General features: G+C 61.3%; 15 protein-coding genes. 7 read left to right on the plus strand and 8 right to left on the minus strand.

The annotated features are described in order from the left end of the window. Positions 1–39: 39 nt before the first annotated feature. From ACQZAB_RS03520 to ACQZAB_RS03540, 5 genes are all read left to right on the plus strand, one after another. Complete coding sequence (locus tag ACQZAB_RS03520) at positions 40–600, plus strand: sigma-70 family RNA polymerase sigma factor (protein ID WP_428387118.1); 561 nt, start codon at positions 40–42, stop codon at positions 598–600. A 177-nt stretch (positions 601–777) separates the two neighbouring features. Next, a complete protein-coding gene (locus tag ACQZAB_RS03525) occupies positions 778–1,695 on the plus strand; it encodes a hypothetical protein (protein ID WP_428387120.1) in 918 nt (305 codons plus the stop codon). Between the two features lie 317 nt (positions 1,696–2,012). Continuing rightward, a complete protein-coding gene (gene ilvB, locus ACQZAB_RS03530; protein WP_428387122.1) occupies positions 2,013–3,866 on the plus strand; it encodes a biosynthetic-type acetolactate synthase large subunit in 1,854 nt (617 codons plus the stop codon). A 326-nt stretch (positions 3,867–4,192) separates the two neighbouring features. Further along, entirely contained in the window at positions 4,193–4,975 is a 783-nt protein-coding gene (locus ACQZAB_RS03535; protein WP_428387124.1) for a hypothetical protein, read from the plus strand. A 672-nt stretch (positions 4,976–5,647) separates the two neighbouring features. Then, entirely contained in the window at positions 5,648–6,622 is a 975-nt protein-coding gene (locus ACQZAB_RS03540; protein WP_428387126.1) for a hypothetical protein, read from the plus strand. Between the two features lie 56 nt (positions 6,623–6,678). Here the strand turns inward: ACQZAB_RS03540 and ACQZAB_RS03545 are convergent, their stop codons facing one another. Both ACQZAB_RS03545 and ACQZAB_RS03550 read right to left on the minus strand, forming a co-directional pair. After that, entirely contained in the window at positions 6,679–7,926 is a 1,248-nt protein-coding gene (locus ACQZAB_RS03545; protein WP_428387128.1) for a glycosyltransferase, read from the minus strand. Positions 7,927–7,936: 10 nt separating this feature from the next. Continuing rightward, a complete protein-coding gene (locus ACQZAB_RS03550) occupies positions 7,937–8,698 on the minus strand; it encodes an N-acyl amino acid synthase FeeM domain-containing protein (protein WP_428387130.1) in 762 nt (253 codons plus the stop codon). A 184-nt stretch (positions 8,699–8,882) separates the two neighbouring features. Here ACQZAB_RS03550 and ACQZAB_RS03555 point away from each other — a divergent pair, with 184 nt between their 5' ends. After that, positions 8,883–10,529 (plus strand): FAD-binding oxidoreductase, encoded by a 1,647-nt coding sequence (locus tag ACQZAB_RS03555; RefSeq protein WP_428387131.1) that lies wholly within the window; start codon positions 8,883–8,885, stop codon positions 10,527–10,529. On the opposite strand, the gene recJ is transcribed toward ACQZAB_RS03555, so the two are convergent. Then, entirely contained in the window at positions 10,526–12,343 is a 1,818-nt protein-coding gene (gene recJ / locus ACQZAB_RS03560) for a single-stranded-DNA-specific exonuclease RecJ (RefSeq protein ID WP_428387133.1), read from the minus strand. The genes ACQZAB_RS03555 and recJ overlap by 4 nt on opposite strands. A 129-nt stretch (positions 12,344–12,472) precedes the next feature. On the opposite strand from recJ, the gene ACQZAB_RS03565 reads away from it, so the two are divergent. Continuing rightward, the gene (locus tag ACQZAB_RS03565; protein ID WP_428387135.1) at positions 12,473–13,843 is read left to right on the plus strand and encodes a SpoIID/LytB domain-containing protein; all 1,371 of its coding nucleotides are present in this window, start codon (positions 12,473–12,475) and stop codon (positions 13,841–13,843) included. Here ACQZAB_RS03565 and ACQZAB_RS03570 read toward each other — a convergent pair. The 5 genes from ACQZAB_RS03570 to ACQZAB_RS03590 all read right to left on the minus strand — a co-directional run bounded on the left by ACQZAB_RS03570 (position 13,837) and on the right by ACQZAB_RS03590 (position 16,810). Continuing rightward, positions 13,837–14,619 (minus strand): HAD family hydrolase, encoded by a 783-nt coding sequence (locus ACQZAB_RS03570; protein WP_428387137.1) that lies wholly within the window; start codon positions 14,617–14,619, stop codon positions 13,837–13,839. The two genes, ACQZAB_RS03565 and ACQZAB_RS03570, sit on opposite strands and share 7 nt — an antisense overlap. A gap of 54 nt (positions 14,620–14,673) precedes the next feature. Next, entirely contained in the window at positions 14,674–15,399 is a 726-nt protein-coding gene (locus ACQZAB_RS03575) for a TIGR00730 family Rossman fold protein (RefSeq protein ID WP_428387138.1), read from the minus strand. Between the two features lie 125 nt (positions 15,400–15,524). Further along, positions 15,525–15,902 (minus strand): 50S ribosomal protein L20, encoded by a 378-nt coding sequence (gene rplT, locus ACQZAB_RS03580; protein WP_428387140.1) that lies wholly within the window; start codon positions 15,900–15,902, stop codon positions 15,525–15,527. A 58-nt stretch (positions 15,903–15,960) separates the two neighbouring features. After that, positions 15,961–16,230: a 50S ribosomal protein L35 gene (rpmI, locus tag ACQZAB_RS03585; protein WP_428387142.1), complete on the minus strand. Its 270-nt coding sequence runs from the start codon at positions 16,228–16,230 to the stop codon at positions 15,961–15,963. Between the two features lie 100 nt (positions 16,231–16,330). Further along, a complete protein-coding gene (locus ACQZAB_RS03590) occupies positions 16,331–16,810 on the minus strand; it encodes a glycosyltransferase (RefSeq protein WP_428387144.1) in 480 nt (159 codons plus the stop codon). Positions 16,811–16,812: the final 2 nt, after the last annotated feature.

The raw sequence follows: 16,812 nt of genomic DNA on the forward strand, positions 1-16,812 counted from the left end.
TGTGAGACCTGTTCCCGCGTGACATTGAGTGAGTGTGTTTTGGACCGTGAAGCATTCCGACAGCTGGCTCTTGACGAGATGGATTCGCTGTATCGGATGGCGATGCACCTGAGCCGTCATCCGGATGAGGCGTCGGATCTGGTTCAGGAAACATATCTGAAGGCGTTGAAGGCTGAGGATCGGTTTGAGCTTCGGGAGCAGGGGATCCGGCCGTGGCTGTTCAAGATCCTGCACAACAATTTCTACACGCGGGTTGGGAAGCGGAAGCGGGAACCGACGATCGCGGATGACCTGATGCCGCAGCAGTCGGATGGCGAGGTGGTGGGGGAGACGCCGGCCTGGGACCTTGAGCATCTGGACTGGGAGCAGGTGGACGACCGGCTTAAGCACGCGATCGCGGAGTTGCCCGAGCACTACCGGGAGGTGCTGCTGTACTGGGCGGTGGAGGGGCTGAAGTATCGGGAGATTGCTGAGATTCTGGAAGTCCCGCTTGGGACGGTGATGAGTCGGCTTTATCGGGCACGGGGGATCCTGAGTGAGTCGCTGACGGAGCTGGCGAGCGAGCACGGCATCCGTCCCGGTAAGCAGGACGAGGACTAGTGAAGATAGGCAGGATGAAATCTGGTTCTTTTTGCCGATTGGCAGGAAGGAAAACAGCCCGGATGAGGTTGTTCTGACTGGGAAGCCGTGACAGGTCTGCGGTGCGATCGCTTCCCGCCCTAGTTTGATGGCTTTACGAGCAAAGCGCCGGATAGGTTCATTGGTATGAAGACTGATATGGAACGACAGCTATCGCTGATGGCTCACGCGGATGGTGAGCTTGATGTTGAACAGACGATTCGGCTGCTGGGTTCGGCCGATCTGACGGAGGCTGAGAAACGGCTGCTCAGGGAGCACGCCCAGGTGCGTCGGGCGTGCTCGGACTGTTTGTGTCCCAAGGGGCAGCCTTTGGCTCCGGCTGAGTTGCGGGCCTGTATTGAAGAGGCCTTTGATTCGTTTGACAGGGATGCGAGCGGGGAGGTGGGGGAGCGTCAGAGAGCTGAGACAACCGGGGTGCTCGCCGTGATTGGGCGGTGGTCGCCTGCTGCATTGGCGGCGGCTTTTCTGATCGGGTCGCTGGCGGTCTGGACCACGGCACTGAATACGGGGGGAGGGTCGGCGGGTGTGAATCCCGGGGGATTGGTGCTGGCGGGGTCGGGTTCGGCGGCGGTGGCGCATGTGGCTGATGCGTTTGATCCGTTTGGGGGTCGTCACGTGCAGTGTTCGCGGGACACCACGGCGATGGTGAAGAACGTGAAGCTGCCGAATCGGTTGACGGAGCTTCCGGGGGCGCTGGCGGACTACTTCGGGGAGTCGTTTGACCAGACGCTGCCGATGAGCCTGGACGTGCTGGGGTACGCGTTTGTGCAAGCGGGTAACTGCCGGCTGCCCTCTGAGGGGGCGATCCACGTGCTTTACAAGCCGGTGGATGGCAGTGAGCGGGAGGGTGGCCTGAGTCTGTGGATCAGTCAGGATCCGGGGCCGGTGGCGGCCTCGCTGCCTGCTGATCGGCTGTTTTCGGCGACCACGAGCACGGGCAAGCCGGTGTTTGTCTGGCGTCAGAACGGGTTGAATTACTTCCTGGTGGGTGATGAGACGGAGACTGTGCGGAAGGCTGCCCAGATTCTCAGCCCGTGTGCGCCGGCGTCAAAATAGGTTTTGCCCCTTAAATGCCAGTGGGTGCATCACTTGGCCCGATCTATTTGGGCAAAAAACCTTGAACTCAGGGCGATCCGGGATGTATACTTCCGGTCATGAACCAAGGGTATCCCTGCATTCAGGCTTATTCAGCGACCCGCATGAGCGTCGTCGTTAGCTGAGCGGACGACCCGCGACCGCCCTGCCAACGAGCCCGCAGGCTCTTCTTCGTTACCCGGTGTTTCTTCAATCGTTTACGAGAAGTCTTGTTTCTGACCCGTTATCCGTCCGCGAGCCTTGCCGCCGCGTTGACTTTCTGACCCGGAGTTTTTGTGATGAGCAGCAGCAGTCCAGCCCACCTCAGTGCCTCGAACATCACCCATTTTGGCCAGCATGGACCGACGACCGATCGTTTCGCCGGAAAGACCGGTGCTCAGATTTTCCATGACATGATGGTTGAGCATGGTGTCGAGGTGATTTTTGGTTATCCGGGCGGGGCGATCCTGCCGGTGTTTGATGCGATCTTCGAGAGTGAGAGGTTCAAGTTCATCCTGACGCGTCACGAGCAGGGAGCCGGGCACATGGCCGAGGGTTATGCCCGGGTGACCGGCAAGCCGGGTGTGGTGCTGGTGACTTCGGGGCCGGGTGCGACGAACACGGTGACGCCTCTGCAGGACGCGCTGATGGACGGTACGCCGCTGGTGGTGTTCGCGGGGCAGGTGGCGACGGGTGCCATTGGCACCGATGCGTTTCAGGAAGCGGACATGACGGGCATCACGCGTCCGTGCACCAAGTGGAACACGCTGGTGAAGCGGGTGGAGGACATTCCGCGTGCGATCAACACGGCTTTCCATGTGGCGATGAGCGGGCGGCCGGGGCCGGTGTTTGTGGACCTGCCCAAGGATGTGACGGCGTCGATCATGGCTGGCAGCTGTCATCCGGACCCGTATCTGCCGGGTTATGCGATCCGTGAGGCGGGGACGTCGTCGGAGATCGAGCGGGCGGCGGCGCTGATCAACAAGGCGAAGAAGCCGGTGTTTTATGCCGGCCAGGGGGCGATTCTGTCGGGTGCGACCGAGATTTTGAAGCAGTGTGCGGAGAAGGCGAGCATCCCGGTGACGACGACGCTTCAGGGTTTGGGGGCGTTTGATGAGAACCACGATTTGTCGCTTCACATGCTGGGGATGCATGGGGCTGCTTATGCCAACTGGGCGATGCGTGATGCGGACCTGATTATCTCGGTCGGGGCTAGGTTTGATGATCGGGTGACCGGGAAGATCAGTGCGTTTGCGCCGGGTGCCCGTGCGGCGGAGGCCGAGGGGCGGGGCGGGATCATCCACTTCGATATCGCGCCGGAGCAGATCAACAAGGCGGTGAGTGTGACGATCGGCGTGGAGGGGGATGCGCGGAAGAACCTTGAGCTGCTGCTCCCTCACCTTGAGAGCGTGGATCGCAAGCCGTGGCTCGACCAGCTGCAGGCCTGGAAGAGGGATCACCCGTTTGCTTACGGGCACGATGAGCGCGAGTTTCACCTCAAGCCGCAGGCGGTGATCGAGGAGCTGAACAAGCAGACGGATGGCAACGCGATTGTCACGACGGGTGTGGGTCAGCATCAGATGTGGGCGGCTCAGTTTTACAAGTACCGGACGCCTCGGCAGTGGCTGACATCGGGCGGCCTAGGAACGATGGGCTTTGGTGTGCCTTCGTCGGTGGGTGCTGCTTTGGCGGAGAAGTTGCTGGCCGAGAAGGAGGGGCGTCCGGCGCGTCCGACGATCAACATCGACGGGGACGGTTCGTTCTCGATGACGGCGATGGAGATGGTGACGGCGGCGCAGTACGACATCCCTGCGAAGACGATCATCCTGAACAACGACTTTCAGGGCATGGTGAAGCAGTGGCAGGACCTGTTCTACGAGGAGCGTTACAGCCATACCGAGATGCACAACCCGGATTTTGTGGCTCTCACCGATGCAATGAACTGCAAGGGCTTCCGGGTGACCAAGCTCGAAGACCTGCCCCGGGTGATGGAGGCCTTTTTGGCGCACGATGGGCCGGCGGTGCTGGATGCGTTGGTCGAGAAGCACGAGCACGTGTATCCGATGGTGCCGGCGGGCAAGACGGTGGATGACATGGTGCTTGGTCCGGCGGACGGCTCGGGGGGCGGGTGTGAGGTGAAGGCCCCGCGGTAAGCGCTAGCGTCGTTGCGAGAATCTGAAACTTTGAAGCGCCGCCTCGTCGATCTGATGGGGCGGTGTTTTTTTGCGCGGCATCGTTAGGGGTTGGTCGCCATCGGCAAGATGCTTAGGGGGAAATAGGTCTGGTTTGCGGGCGGAGAGGTCTTATTCTCTATGAACCGGGGCGTGAATCTACGGGGGATAGGTGGAAAGGGGGAGATTTGCTTAGGGAATCACATCATGGTGGGAAGGCCGCTGATGCGGGCGTGACCGCACGGTCGCCCACGTATTCGAACTTGGTGTTCGAGGAGAGGTAAGTCATGATCATGCAGAGATTTCTGTTGGCCTCGGCGGCTGGATGTCTGGCCTTTGGTGGAACTGTACGAGCGGATTCGGTCACCGACGTGATGTATACCCTGGCGGCCAACAACGGCTACCTGGGTGTGCCAGCGATCTACGACTTCAACGACATCAGCATCTCCAGCGATGTGACGCCCTTGACGCCTGTGCTCCCGGGCGACGTGATCGAGGGCATCTTCACGATCGGATCGATCTCGCTGGAGACTACTGGTATGTCGTTCGTCGATTCGATCGATCTGTCCACCCGTGATGTCGAGGTGTTCGGGCGCTTCACTCTGACCATTGGGACTGTCAGCCCGACGCTTTGGACCACGACGGTCGCCAACTTCGAGGTGTTTGAGGACGATCGCGCCGATGGCGTTCGCAGTGTAACGGTGCCCAGCGGCCTGACTGGCAGTGTTGGCTACAACAGCACGTCATGGGGCGGTGGGGCAGGGATCGGCGCCAGCGTTCAGGGGGGTTCGCTGTTCGCGTCGCTGGATATCCTATCTGGCGGGTCCTACAGCTTCGTTCCGCTTCCCAACGGTGACCTATCGATCCTTCCCAACCTGGATGTCGCAGGGGGTCCGGTGCTCAACCCGATCCTGGGTGTGACAGGTCGCGTTGGTGGGACAGGCACGGTCAGTGCCACGTCGGTGCCGGGTGAGTTCACCGACCGGGCCAGCTTCTCGTTCAACGCCACGGTGGTTCCCAACCCAACCGCTGCGGCCGGTGGACTGGTTCTGGCGGCGTTGGCCTACGCCCGTCGGCGTCGTCCGGCATGATGATCGTTGCTCAGCGGCTGGACCCGCTGGGTGTGTTGTGTCTTTTATGGCTGCGGTCGGTCCGGAGAAACCGACCGCAGCTTTGGTGGGGCCGTTTTGTGTTTTGGTGGGTCCTTCACTGGCCGTTCGGATTGATTTGATTGGGGGCAACCTTTATTTTTCTTAGCAACTGGTCGTCTACGTGGGTCAGGGACGCCAGACGGGTGGCGGGTGCGTGTTAAAGGCTCGTGGTCAACCCAGATTGGGCAGATTGCCCGATTTTGCGGTTGAGTCGGTGAAGACAAGGCATGGAGCGCCAGATGTGCCCTGTGTTTTTCCCGTAGTTGCTGGGATCCGGCTGAGTGACAGCCGGATCCGGGCACAGCCAATAGTGCTGCAAGTGTTTTATTTGCAATCCATTAACAGGATATCGATCTCAATCCCATTGCTTATGTGAGCTAGCCATTAAAATTAGATCTGGGGACATTGGGAGCTTGACAGGGGGCGTCTGAAGAGTACTTTATAGATGCAACAAGAGGCGATCGGGTTCGCAAGACCCGTTGCATCTTCTGTGGAGAGGTTTGTCGACGTGACATGCCGCCCGGATGGGATTTGAGGAAACCGACTGCCTGCAAGCTGGTGCTGGCCTGCACTGACTTGGCAGATAACGCATCTCGATAGAGGAGAGGTTTGATGAAGACGACGAAGCTTTTGACTGGAGCGATGGTTGCTGGGCTGGCGTTTGCCGGGTCGGCTGGTGCAGGCACCATCGGTGACGCTTTCGTTAGCGTGGCCACAGACGCAAACAGGATCGGTCTCCCTGCCGACTATGAATTCACAGGGTTCAGCGATGGTGCGCTGATCGACCTTGATCAGTCTTCTGCGACAGGCTCGGTCAACACCATCACCGCAGGCGACATCATCATCAGTGTTTTCCAGCTCAACGTCCTGCGTGCTGTTGGTACGGCTGGTATTGATACGCTGCCCGGTAGTGTGGACGTAACAGTTGTTGGACGCAGTGCTTTTAAGGTCGCCAACGTTACAACGGACATCGATGGCACAGTTTCATCTTTTGAAGTTGATGCACTGACCAGTAATGATTTCGATGCTCTCGAAACATTTACTTTCAATGGTGGCACTTCTCTACTGGGTACCGATTTGAATTTTGCGAGTGCCGGGACGCTCATCGAAGTTTATGAAACAACTGGACTGCCCAATGACGGCGTTCAGTCTATTCATGATTTTGAGGACTACGGTTTAGGCTCTCTCTTTGTTGAACTGTCCGAGGACGTGACAGGGCTTAGCTTTACGACGGCAGATACTGGTGTCGATGCTGGTGACGGGGATCCAGCACAACAGCTAACCGCGAACTTTGAAAACCTGCTCATCAGTGGTGGTTCGGCGACCGTTGATCCTTATCTTTCGCTGCTTAACATCTTCCCAGAGCTAGTTAGCGTCAGCAACACGATCGTTGGTCCTGCAGACGCGAACCCAAGTGATGGCTTCCAAGATGGTCTGCTCACCGATACTCTGATCCCGGTTGGCCTAGGCACTGACACAACTACCGTGACTGTCGAAGCCGTCGTTCTTCCCACCCCAACCGCTGCTCTTGGCGGTCTGCTGCTCGGAAGCCTGGCTATCGCCCGTCGGCGTCGGGTGACCAGCTAATTCGCTGACTCTGCTTTTAACTGTTGACCGGCGAGCCCTTGGGCTCGCCGGTTTTATTATGCGGCCAGGCTGGCTTGTGCTCCCTGGATTTGTGACTCGATAGCATCGCAGGCCGCGGTCACACTGGCTTGCAGGTTGATTCTGCTGCTGATGTGATTCAGGCGGCCTGCGAGGTCTTCTGAACTGAGGAGGGCAAGCCATCGTTTGATGGCTTGCGGCAGATCCCCGGCTGCCGACACGCATTCGCCTAGCCGGAGCCGTTCCAGTTGATCGGTCTGGATTTCCTGGTCGAAGAAGGTCGGCATGGTGAGAACGGGCAGGCCGTGCGAGAGGGCCTGATAGATGCTGCCGTTGCCGCCATGGCAGAGCACCAGGCTGGCTCGTTCGAGTACGTGCGAGGCGGAGACGAAGGGGGTGCAGTGGACGTTGGGCGGCAAGTCACCGGTTGATGCCTCCGTGCCCGAGATCAGCACCTGGCTGTTAAGGGTGCCGAGGCTCGTCATCAGATCGGGGTCATTGATGCCGGTGCTTCCAAGGGTCACGTAGATCAGCGGTTGACCGCTGGGTATCTTCTCCAAGACCTTTCGCGTTGTAGCTTCATGGTTGAGGTCGTCGGGCCAGAACAGCGGGCCTGTGTAAGCCGCCGCTGGGGGCAGGTTGCTAGTCGGCATGAACTCCGGCAGGTCGGCGATCAGATTGATGTCGGGGGAGATAAACACTTCACGAAGATCACGTGTTCTGGTGCTCAGGCCATACTCGGCCTGGACGGTCGCAAAGGGACCGGCCAGCCGCTTGCAGACCAGCTTCTCTCCCAAAGGTCCGATCCAGGGCATGAGGTAACGATCGACACGCTCGCGACCGATGAGTGCATTGAGCGGGAAACCTTGCGGGCTGCGGATGGGGGCGTCGAGCCATGGGCCGCAGTTGCCGTTGGTGATGGCAGCGTAGCGTGTTCTGGTGATTTCGGTTGCGATGCGCAGGCTGTTGCGGCAGTCGCCCAGGACTAGGTCTGGCTGGAACTCACGAATGAGGTCTAGATCATCGCGGACGCTCTCGCGGAGTTCGTCGGCCAGGTACATGGGCTTGAGCTGTCTGAGTCTTTCGTAAAGACCGTGCGGGTCTGACGTGGCGACCACCACGGGCTGAAACCCTCGATCCCTGACCCAGCTGGCATACTTCGGGCCGGTCGCGAAAAGCACCTGATGGCCCCGGATCCTCAGCTCTTTCGCCAGGAGCAGCGGCCGGGTCACGTGCGCCAGGCTGATGCCCTCGCCGAAGATCAGGATGCGCTTTGATGCTGACATCAGCACTGTCTCACATGGAGGAGACGGCGGCCAGGTTGCGGTCGAGATAGCGCTGGATGGGTGTTCCGTTGATGGCTTGTGGCGTCATGCATACACGATTGGCATAGAAGTCCGGTCCGATGGCGGGTGAGGCCAGGTGAGCCAGTCCACGCGGGAGCTTGTCGGCCGAGGTCTTCAGCCGCCAGTCGAGGTGCAGCAGCATCACAGGGAAGCCGTTGACGGTTTCATAGCTTTTCTCTTCGGCGATAACCTCGAAACCGAGTAGGCGGGTGTAAAAGGCTACGTGCCGTGGATTGACGCCTACGACGGCATCGACTGCCTCATTGTTCACGGCGTAGTGGCAGCAGTGCCGCATGAGTTCCAGAATCGCATCGATCGAGCGGAACAAGTGCTCGCGCCTGTCGGCAAACAGCCCGAGTTCGACGAGTGTTCTCCCCTCGTCTCGGAGCTGATTGAGTTTATCCCGGTAGACTGTATCGAGTGGTAAGCCCTGAGGTCCGTCGATATAGACACTCATGGTGCTGACAGCTGTCTCTCTGATTCTGCCGAGCACGACTAGCGTTTGCTCATTGACCGCTTGACGAACGCTGTGGATCTCCTCGGGATTGGCTTCGATCAGTCCGGCACGGCGGTAGCATTGATAGACCAGTGACCACGACTCGATCACATCATCGATGGTTTCGGCGATGTCGAAATTGAGCCCCGAGACAGACATCGAAGCCTCTAGTTCTTCGATTTGAGCGTTCCCTGTGGCTTTCTCTAGCTCAGGCATATCCACCCACTCCTTTCGAGTGTCCCACCTAGCTATCGGTCGATGACGCGGCGACTTGAATCGTGTGAAGTCGTGCCAGCTAAGGGGGATTTAGTCTCTTTTTACTTTCAGGCCTTGTTGGGAAGAGCCGATATTCCCCTAGAGAAGGCTCGCCGGGCTGGCGGGCCGGGTGGAGGCAGTGATGATGAGCAGTTCTGAAGCTGGTCTGGCGGCGTTTATCGAGCAGATCACGGGTTGTCTGGACGCGGAGCGGATCGATGCCGGTCAGTCGGCACGCGATCGTTACGGGCGGTCGACGCTGGGCCGAGCGCGGAAGCCGGGGGCTGTGCTGTACCCGACCTCGACGGAGGAGGTGGTTGCGATTGTGAAGGCGGCGGGTCGTCATGGCGTGTCGCTTCACACGATCTCACGCGGGAAGAACTGGGGTTACGGTGATGCGGGCCCTGTGTCGAGCGGGCAGGTGCTGCTCGACCTGTCGAAGATGAACCGGGTGGTCGAACTGAATCGCGAGTTGGCTTATGCGGTGATCGAGCCTGGGGTTTCGCAGGGACAGCTCAGCGACCATCTCGCCGAGCATGCACCAGAGTTGTGGGTGGATGCGACGGGTGCCGGACGTGATGCGAGCCTTGTTGGGAACACGCTGGATCGTGGTTTCGGGCACACCCGCTACGGTGATCACTTCCTGACCTGTTGCGGGATGGAGGTGGTGCTGCCTGACGGGCGTGTGATTCAGACGGGGTATGGTCATTTTGACAAGGCCCGGAGTGACAAGGTTTATCCCTATGGCGTCGGGCCGATGCTTGATGGCCTGTTTGTGCAGTCGAACATGGGGATTGTGACGCGGATCACGACCTGGCTGATGCCCAAGCCGGAGGACTTCTGCGCGTACTTCTTCTTTGCTGAAGATGACAGCGCGCTTGAGGACATTGTCGATCGTCTGGCGCCGCTGCGTATGCAGGGCCTGCTGCAGAGCACGATTCATATCGCGAATGATCTGCGTGTGCTGTCGGCGCGGACCCGTTATCCGTTCGACCGAACCAACGGCGAGACCCCCCTTCCCGAGGATGTGCGAGCGCAGCTTCGGAAGGAAGGCGGCATCGGTGCCTGGAACGGCTGTGGAGCCATCTATGGCAGCAAGGGCACGGTGAAGGCGGTGCGGAAAGAGCTCGCAAAAGTTCTGCGTCCCTACAAGGTGAAGTTCATCAACGATCAGCGGCTGGCACTGGCCGAGCGCATCCAGCAGGGCCTGGCCTGCGTCGGGCTTGGGGGCTGGCTGGGCGAGATGCTTGCGATCCTGAAGCCGGTGTATGGTTTGCTCAAGGGTGTTCCCTCGGACGAGCCGCTGCGTGGGGCGGCCTGGCGGGTTCGTGATCCTGAGCCTGAGGCGCCTACGAACCCGTTGGATATTCATGCGGGGCTGGCCTGGGTTTCGCCGGTCGTGCCGAATCGCGGAACGGACGCCCGGGACCTGATGAATCTGATCGATCCGATCTACCGCCAGCATGGCTTTGAGACGCTGGCGACCTTCACGATGATTACCGAGCGCGCGATGGTTTGTGTGACGAACGTGGCCTTCGACAAGCGGGATGCCGAGGAGGCTAAGCGAGCCAAGGCGTGCTACGAGGAACTCATGGCCGCGCTGATGGACGCAGGCTTTATCCCGTATCGGAGCGGGCCGAGCGGGTATGCCAAGCTCAGGCAGCCGGGTGATCCGTATTGGGAGCTTGCGGAGCAGATCAAGCGCACGCTGGACCCGGATGACATCATCAGCCCGGGACGGTATCTGCCTGCTCTGAAGAAGTCGCCGGCTGGCTTGCGGAAGGCTGGCTAGATCGCGGCGGTGTCATCGGCGGCGCGGACACGCAGGTCGTCGATCTCGATCTCAACGCGGGTGACGCCTTGCCAGGTCGAGAGTTTGGGAACGCCGGCGATATCGACCCGCACGCCTGTTGCGAGGTGATTGGCCAGATCGCCCATGCGCCAGGCGACGGCTCGGATGCGTTGCCTGCTGGCGAGGTCGGCCAGTCGCAGTGCGAGGTGGCTGCCGTCGCGGCCGATCTGACGCGGGGCGTCATCGATGACTAGGTTCTCGAAGGTCCATCGGGGAGTCGGGTTGCCACGGCCGAAGGGTGCGAGTTGGTCGATCTGTTCGCAGATCGTTTGCTGGCAGGCTGTTAGTTCGAGGGTCTGGTCGATGCTCAGGGTTGGCTTGAGCTCGTCGGTTTGCAGGTGTTCGTTGACGAAGGCCACCAGCCGTTCACGTAGTTCGGGCACCCTGTCTGCGTTGAGGGTCATGCCAGCGGCCATGTCGTGACCGCCGAATCGCACGAAGCAGTCGGCGCAGGCGTGGAGGCCGTCGAGTATCGAGACGCCATCGACCGAGCGGGCTGAGCCCGTGGCGTGGCCTTCGGCGTCTTTGGTCAGGACGATGGTGGGTCGGCCGTAGGTTTCGACCAATCGGCTGGCAACGATGCCGAGCACGCCTGGATGCCAGTCGTCGCCAAGGATGACGAGTGCGCGTTTGTCGTCGCTGGCCCAGTTCTCGGTTTTGATCTGGGCTTTGGCCTGTTCGAGGATCTGTTTCTCGGTGGTGCGTCGCTGGTTGTTGACGGCGGTGAGTTGCTCGGCGATCACTTCGACTTCGTTTTGCTCTGCGTCGGTCAGCAAGCGGAGCGCGTCGCCTGCGTGGCCCATGCGCCCGCAGGCGTTGAGCCGGGGCCCGAGCACAAAGCCGACGTGGTGGGTGTTGACGTTGTCCTTGTCGAGGCCGGCGGCGCGGATCATCGCGGTGAGACCGTCGAAGCGTGTGCGTTTGATGTGGCGGAGACCGATGGAGGTCAGGACCCGGTTTTCATCGAGCAGGGGTACGACATCGGCGACCGTGCCCAGGGCTGCCAGGCTGACGAGGTCGAGCATCAGTTCACGCAGCTCGGGTTGGAGCCTGGGCTGGGCCGTGTGCGTGCGTGCCAGGGCCCAGGCGACCTTGAGGGCCACGCCGGCGCCGCAGAGGTCTCGCCAGGGATAGGGTTTGCCCTGCAAATTCGGGAGTCCGGGGTGAACCAGGGTGTCGGCATCGGGCAGGGCCTGCTCATCGAAGCCGTGGTGATCGGTGATGATGATTTCGGCTCCGGCCTGTTTGCCGGCGGCGACGGCTTCGACGGCGGTGATCCCGCAGTCGACGGAGACAATCAGCGGCGGGCCGGCGTCGGATGCGTGCGATCGGGCCAAGCCGGCCAGGGCTTCGGCGTTGAGTCCGTAGCCCTCTTCGAGTCGGTGGGGGATATAGGTGTGGGCCTGGCCGCCGAGTTGGCGGATCATGTGCCAGAGAATGGCGCTGGCGGTGACGCCATCGACGTCATAGTCGCCATAGATCACGATGGAACGGTGGTCGCGTATAGCGCGGCTTAATCGGTCGGCGGCCTCTTCGGCCCCGGCGAGCAGGGCTGGATCGTGGAGGTCCGTCAGGCGTGGGTGGAGGAATCGGTTGGCCTGCTCGGCGTTCTCGACGCCTCGGCGGACCAGAAGGCTCGCCACCAGCGGGTGCAGGCCGGCCTGCCGGATCAGTTCCTGCTCCAGATCGGGGTGATTGGCTTCCCGGGTGCGATATCGCCAACGCTTCCGTGCGTCGAGGATGGCTGTGGTCATGGTGTCAGCGTACTCGATCGGCTGGCGAAGAAAGTTGTTGACGGCCGATAATGCCCTGTAGCTGAGTGCCTCAAGCCGCTTTTTCGAGTCAGCAGGACGAAAGGTCTCTGGATGAATTGGAGCCTGTGGATGAATCGGCCGACGCTCGCCGTCGCCGGAATGAGCCTGTTGGGCATGGTCCTTGTGATGTTGGCCGCCGGCTGTGAGGGTTGGGAGCCGCTGAGTCCGGAGGACATGCGGCCGCTGGAGCCGACGCATGCCGAGCCTGTAGCCCCTAACCGGGCGCTTGCTGTCCCGCAGCAGCGGCATGGCCCGCAGGTGGGTGCGCTGGTGCGGGAGCCTGTTCTGCGGGTTCGGGTGGTGCGCGGCGCTGAGAGCATCCGTCTGCCGGATCGGGTCGGCTTCGAGGTAGGCATGGTGGATGGTGGGGGGTCGCTGCGTGTCAGTCGTGTGCTAACGGGCCCGCTTGTGATTCGGCGGTCGTCGCAGGGGATCACGGTTGTTGATGGTTCTGGTCTGAGTACCGGGTTGATGGGCAGCAAGATCGGTGTGCGGTCTGCCAACGGACAGCCGGTGACGCTGGGGACCCGGAGCTATCCGGGGCTGATGACGATTGCTCATGCCTGGCGTTCGGAGCCGAGCAGCGACCGGCTGGATGCCATCAACCACGTGCCGATGGAGACCTACCTGCCGGGCGTGCTGGTGGGTGAGCTCTATGGCAACTGGGAGCAGGCGACTTTCCGTGCGCAGGCGATTGCCGCGCGCAGCTACGCGATCTTCGGTGCCTCGACGACGGCGCACCGGACTTACGATCTCGAGTCGACGACGGCGAGTCAGGTGTATACCGGACAGACCAGCCGTGAGAGGCCGCTGGAAGCCGTGGCTGCGACGCGCGGGCAGGTCCTGGTGTATCGGGGTCGGGTGGTCCCGGCGTTTTATTCTGCTGACTCGGGCGGGGTGGCGCAGAGTGCCTGGGATGCTTTCGGGGATGTCGAGCCGATCGCGCCGCTACAGGGCCGGCTTCACTACGACATCGGGGCTTCGAGCCCGCATGCCAGGTGGGGCCCGATCGACCGGAGCCTGCAGCAGATCGCGGCGAGGATCAAGGGTTGGGGGATTGCGCAGGACCACGCCATCGGACGGATGCAGGGCATCGTCAGGATCGCGGTGACCGATCGCGGGGTGGGCGGGCGTGCCTCCGAATTCACGGTGGTTGATCTTCAGGGCACGGCCTACACGCTCCGGGCCGAGCAGTTCCGGCAGGCAGCTAACTATGCCAGGCCCGATTTGCCTGATCTGCGCTCGGATGAGCGTCTTAAGAGCAGCTTCGTCGAGGTCACGGTGCGTGGGAATCGGGTTGCTTTTACCAACGGCAGAGGGTTCGGTCACGGCGTCGGGCTGTCGCAGTGGGGGGCGCAGGACATGGCCGAGCGGGGTTACGACCATGATGAGATTCTGGCGTTCTATTACCCGCAAGCCGAGATTCAGCGGGCTTACTGAGTCGACCGGCTATCCGTCAGGCGTTCGAGGATCTCCAAAACGCCTTGCGTGAGAGCGGCGGATGAGACGAAGTCGGCGCTCTTCTTGAGTGTGGGGTCGGCGTTGGCCGGACAGGCGAACCAGTTGACCGACTCGCGTATCGCCAGGTCACCCATCGTGTCGCCGATGCCGGCCGCCTGTTCGCGGGTGAAGCCCGTGGCCTCGAAGAACCTGGTAATCCCGGTGGCTTTGGAGATGTGCTTCAGGTCGCAGTTGATGTAGTTCCATGATCTGGAGATACGGATCGGCCAGCCGCGTTTCTCGGCCTCTTCGGCGATGACGGGCATCATCGGGTCGAGGGCCGTGGGTGAATCGTGGTAGGGAGAGAACGACGCCATCTTGCCTGGTTGGAGAGCGAGCCCGGTGTTGGCAAAGCGCTGCATGGTCCACGCACGCGCTTCAGCCATGGCGGCGAGGTGCGTGTCGGTGATGGCCGGGTCCATGTCGTAGTGGTTGTCGCCGGGGTAATAGAGGTAGACCCCGTTCTCGCAGATGATGGGCAGTTCCAGATTGCCGAGCAGCCGGGTCATGCACTCGGCAAAAGGCTGGGGGCGGCCTGTGCAGAGGGTGAGCCGGGGGCGGTCCTGCTGCTCGATCGCAAGGCGATTTTGCTCGGCAACGTGGAGCAGCCTGGGCAGGTCCAGGGCGTCCGCGTGTTCGGAGATCAGACAGCCATCGACATCGGAGAGCACGATGTCGATGGCGGCGCGTCTGGCTTGGTCGATTGGTTCTGCCATGGTCGACACCTTACTGACTGGCAGACGTGAAGACGTGTGGAGCTAAAACGCCGGTTACTTGCGGCCGGGACGGCGCTTGTCCGACAGCTCGGTCGGCAGACGGCGTTCGTTGCGGATCATCCACTCGTCGTGGTTGTAGCGTTTCATGACGATCTCGACGGCCTCATCGACGTCATCGGTGAGGTGGAACAGGTCGAGGTCCTGCGGGCTGATGGTGGCGTGCTTCTCGAGCATGGTGCTCTTCATCCAGTCGATGAGGCCTTGCCAGAACTCGGTGCCGACGCAGACGATCGGGAAATTGTCGATCTTCTCGGTCTGGATAAGGGTGAGAGCCTCGAAGAACTCGTCCATGGTGCCGAAGCCGCCCGGGAACAGGATGAACCCGCAGGCGTACTTCACGAACATGACCTTGCGGACGAAGAAGTAGCGGAAGTTAAGCTCGTGGGTCTGGTAGGGGTTGGGGTCCTGCTCGTGCGGCAACACGATGTTGAGACCGACGGAGATGCCGTCACAGCCTTTAGCGCCGCGGTTGGCGGCTTCCATGATGCCGGGGCCGCCGCCGGTGATGACGGCCAGGCCCTGCTCGCAGATCTTCTGGCCACAGGCGACGGCCTTGACGTACATCGGGTCGGTTTCGGGGGTTCGGGCCGAGCCGAACACGGTGACCGCGGGGCCGACGGCGGACATGACCTCGAAGCCATCGACGAACTCCGAGATGATGCGGAACATGCGCCAGGTGTCCGCGTGGAAACCAATGCTGCGAGGGTCTTCACCGTTCATCGTGAATCACTTTCCGGCTGCGTGGGACAGGCCCATAACACAGCCTGATGCGTAGCTCGCCTCTGAACACCCCGGACAGACTTGTGATGCGTGAGCCTGGGCGTTGCCTGCCGCTACTATGAATGTCAGGCGGCCTGCTTGCTGTCTGCTTCGAGAGCGGCCTTGGCCTTCTCGACGATCAGATCGAAGCTCTGGGGATCGGCGATCGCAATCTCGCTGAGCATCTTCCGATTGAGGACGATATTCGCGAGCTTGAGGCCGTGGGCGAAGCGGCTGTAGTTGATGCCGCGCGTCTGGCAGGCGGCGTTGATGCGGAGGATCCAGAGCTGGCGGTAATCGCGTTTGACGAGCCGACGGTGCTCGTAGGCGTAGGCACCCGCCCGGTAGACGGTTTCCTTGATACGGCCCCACTGGTTACGGCGTGCACCGCGGTTGCCCTTGGTCTTCTTGAACCAGCGGACCTTAGATTGGCGGCGGGCGGCACCCTTGACTGCACGTGGCATGGCGTATCTCCGTCAAATCGCGTGCTTGGTCACGCGTAAATCTCTTCGTCTGACTTAGTTAGGACTCGGCGGCCTGAGCCTTCTCGCGGGCACGGTCGGCTTCGGCCTGCTCGATGTACTCGATGGAGCGGACGGGCACGTTGAGCATCTGGGAGAGACGCTTGACGTCGCCTTTTTTGGCGTAGGCGGGCTGGCGAAGATGGCGCATCTTCTTACCCGTGAGTCCGCTGTTGAGGTGGCTGGTGCCGACCTTGCGGAACTTGGCCCGGCCCTTGGCCGTGATTTTCACCCGCTTGAGCAGGCCTTTGTGCGTTTTCTGCTTGGGCATACCGGTATCTCTTGCTCAGTTTCGAGCCGCGTAGTGTAGCTGGGCCCGATGGGCCATGCAAGGCCCGCCGAGGCACCTTGCCGGAGCCCGGAAAGCCTGTTCATAACCCCTCGTCGGACAACCAGGAAGGCAATGCTCTGCCTGCGGCTCGGAATAGAGCGGCTTCAAACCGGTCCGTGGCGTCGTCCCAGGTGTAGGAGGTGGCGGTGCGGTAAGCCGCATCGGACATGGCTTGCCAGTCGTTTTCAGGCATCATGCAGATTTTGAGGATGGCCTCGGCCATGGCCTGGGGGTCGTCGTGGGGTACCAGGATCCCGCCCCCCTGCCCGATGAGTTCAGGTGCGGCACCGGCGGGCGTTCCGATGACCGGCGTCCGACAGGCCATGGCCTCGAGGATGGGCAGGCCGAAGCCCTCGACCGAACTGCCGAACAGCCAGGCATCGCAGGAGGCGTAGACCTCGGGGATTCTCGCTTGGGCTGGGGCGATTTCGTGATCGATACCCGTTGGCAGTGATTGGCCCTGAAGCGGATCGGCCTGCCCGAAGGTGCGCATCCGCGAACAGGTGGAGATAAAAGTCAAAT

This window comes from Mucisphaera sp., assembly GCF_965279675.1.
GTDB lineage: Bacteria > Planctomycetota > Phycisphaerae > Phycisphaerales > Phycisphaeraceae > Mucisphaera.

Excerpts from the sequence above, each read along its gene's own strand:
- ACQZAB_RS03525 (WP_428387120.1), top strand. The coding sequence starts at position 778 with ATGGAACGACAGCTATCGCTGATGGCTCACGCGGATGGTGAGCTTGAT.
- ilvB (WP_428387122.1), top strand. The coding sequence starts at position 2,013 with ATGAGCAGCAGCAGTCCAGCCCACCTCAGTGCCTCGAACATCACCCAT.
- ACQZAB_RS03540 (WP_428387126.1), top strand. The coding sequence starts at position 5,648 with ATGAAGACGACGAAGCTTTTGACTGGAGCGATGGTTGCTGGGCTGGCG.
- ACQZAB_RS03545 (WP_428387128.1), bottom strand. The coding sequence starts at position 7,926 with ATGTCAGCATCAAAGCGCATCCTGATCTTCGGCGAGGGCATCAGCCTG.
- ACQZAB_RS03550 (WP_428387130.1), bottom strand. The coding sequence starts at position 8,698 with ATGCCTGAGCTAGAGAAAGCCACAGGGAACGCTCAAATCGAAGAACTA.
- ACQZAB_RS03555 (WP_428387131.1), top strand. The coding sequence starts at position 8,883 with ATGAGCAGTTCTGAAGCTGGTCTGGCGGCGTTTATCGAGCAGATCACG.
- recJ (WP_428387133.1), bottom strand. The coding sequence starts at position 12,343 with ATGACCACAGCCATCCTCGACGCACGGAAGCGTTGGCGATATCGCACC.
- ACQZAB_RS03565 (WP_428387135.1), top strand. The coding sequence starts at position 12,473 with ATGAATCGGCCGACGCTCGCCGTCGCCGGAATGAGCCTGTTGGGCATG.
- ACQZAB_RS03570 (WP_428387137.1), bottom strand. The coding sequence starts at position 14,619 with ATGGCAGAACCAATCGACCAAGCCAGACGCGCCGCCATCGACATCGTG.
- ACQZAB_RS03575 (WP_428387138.1), bottom strand. The coding sequence starts at position 15,399 with ATGAACGGTGAAGACCCTCGCAGCATTGGTTTCCACGCGGACACCTGG.
- rplT (WP_428387140.1), bottom strand. The coding sequence starts at position 15,902 with ATGCCACGTGCAGTCAAGGGTGCCGCCCGCCGCCAATCTAAGGTCCGC.
- rpmI (WP_428387142.1), bottom strand. The coding sequence starts at position 16,230 with ATGCCCAAGCAGAAAACGCACAAAGGCCTGCTCAAGCGGGTGAAAATC.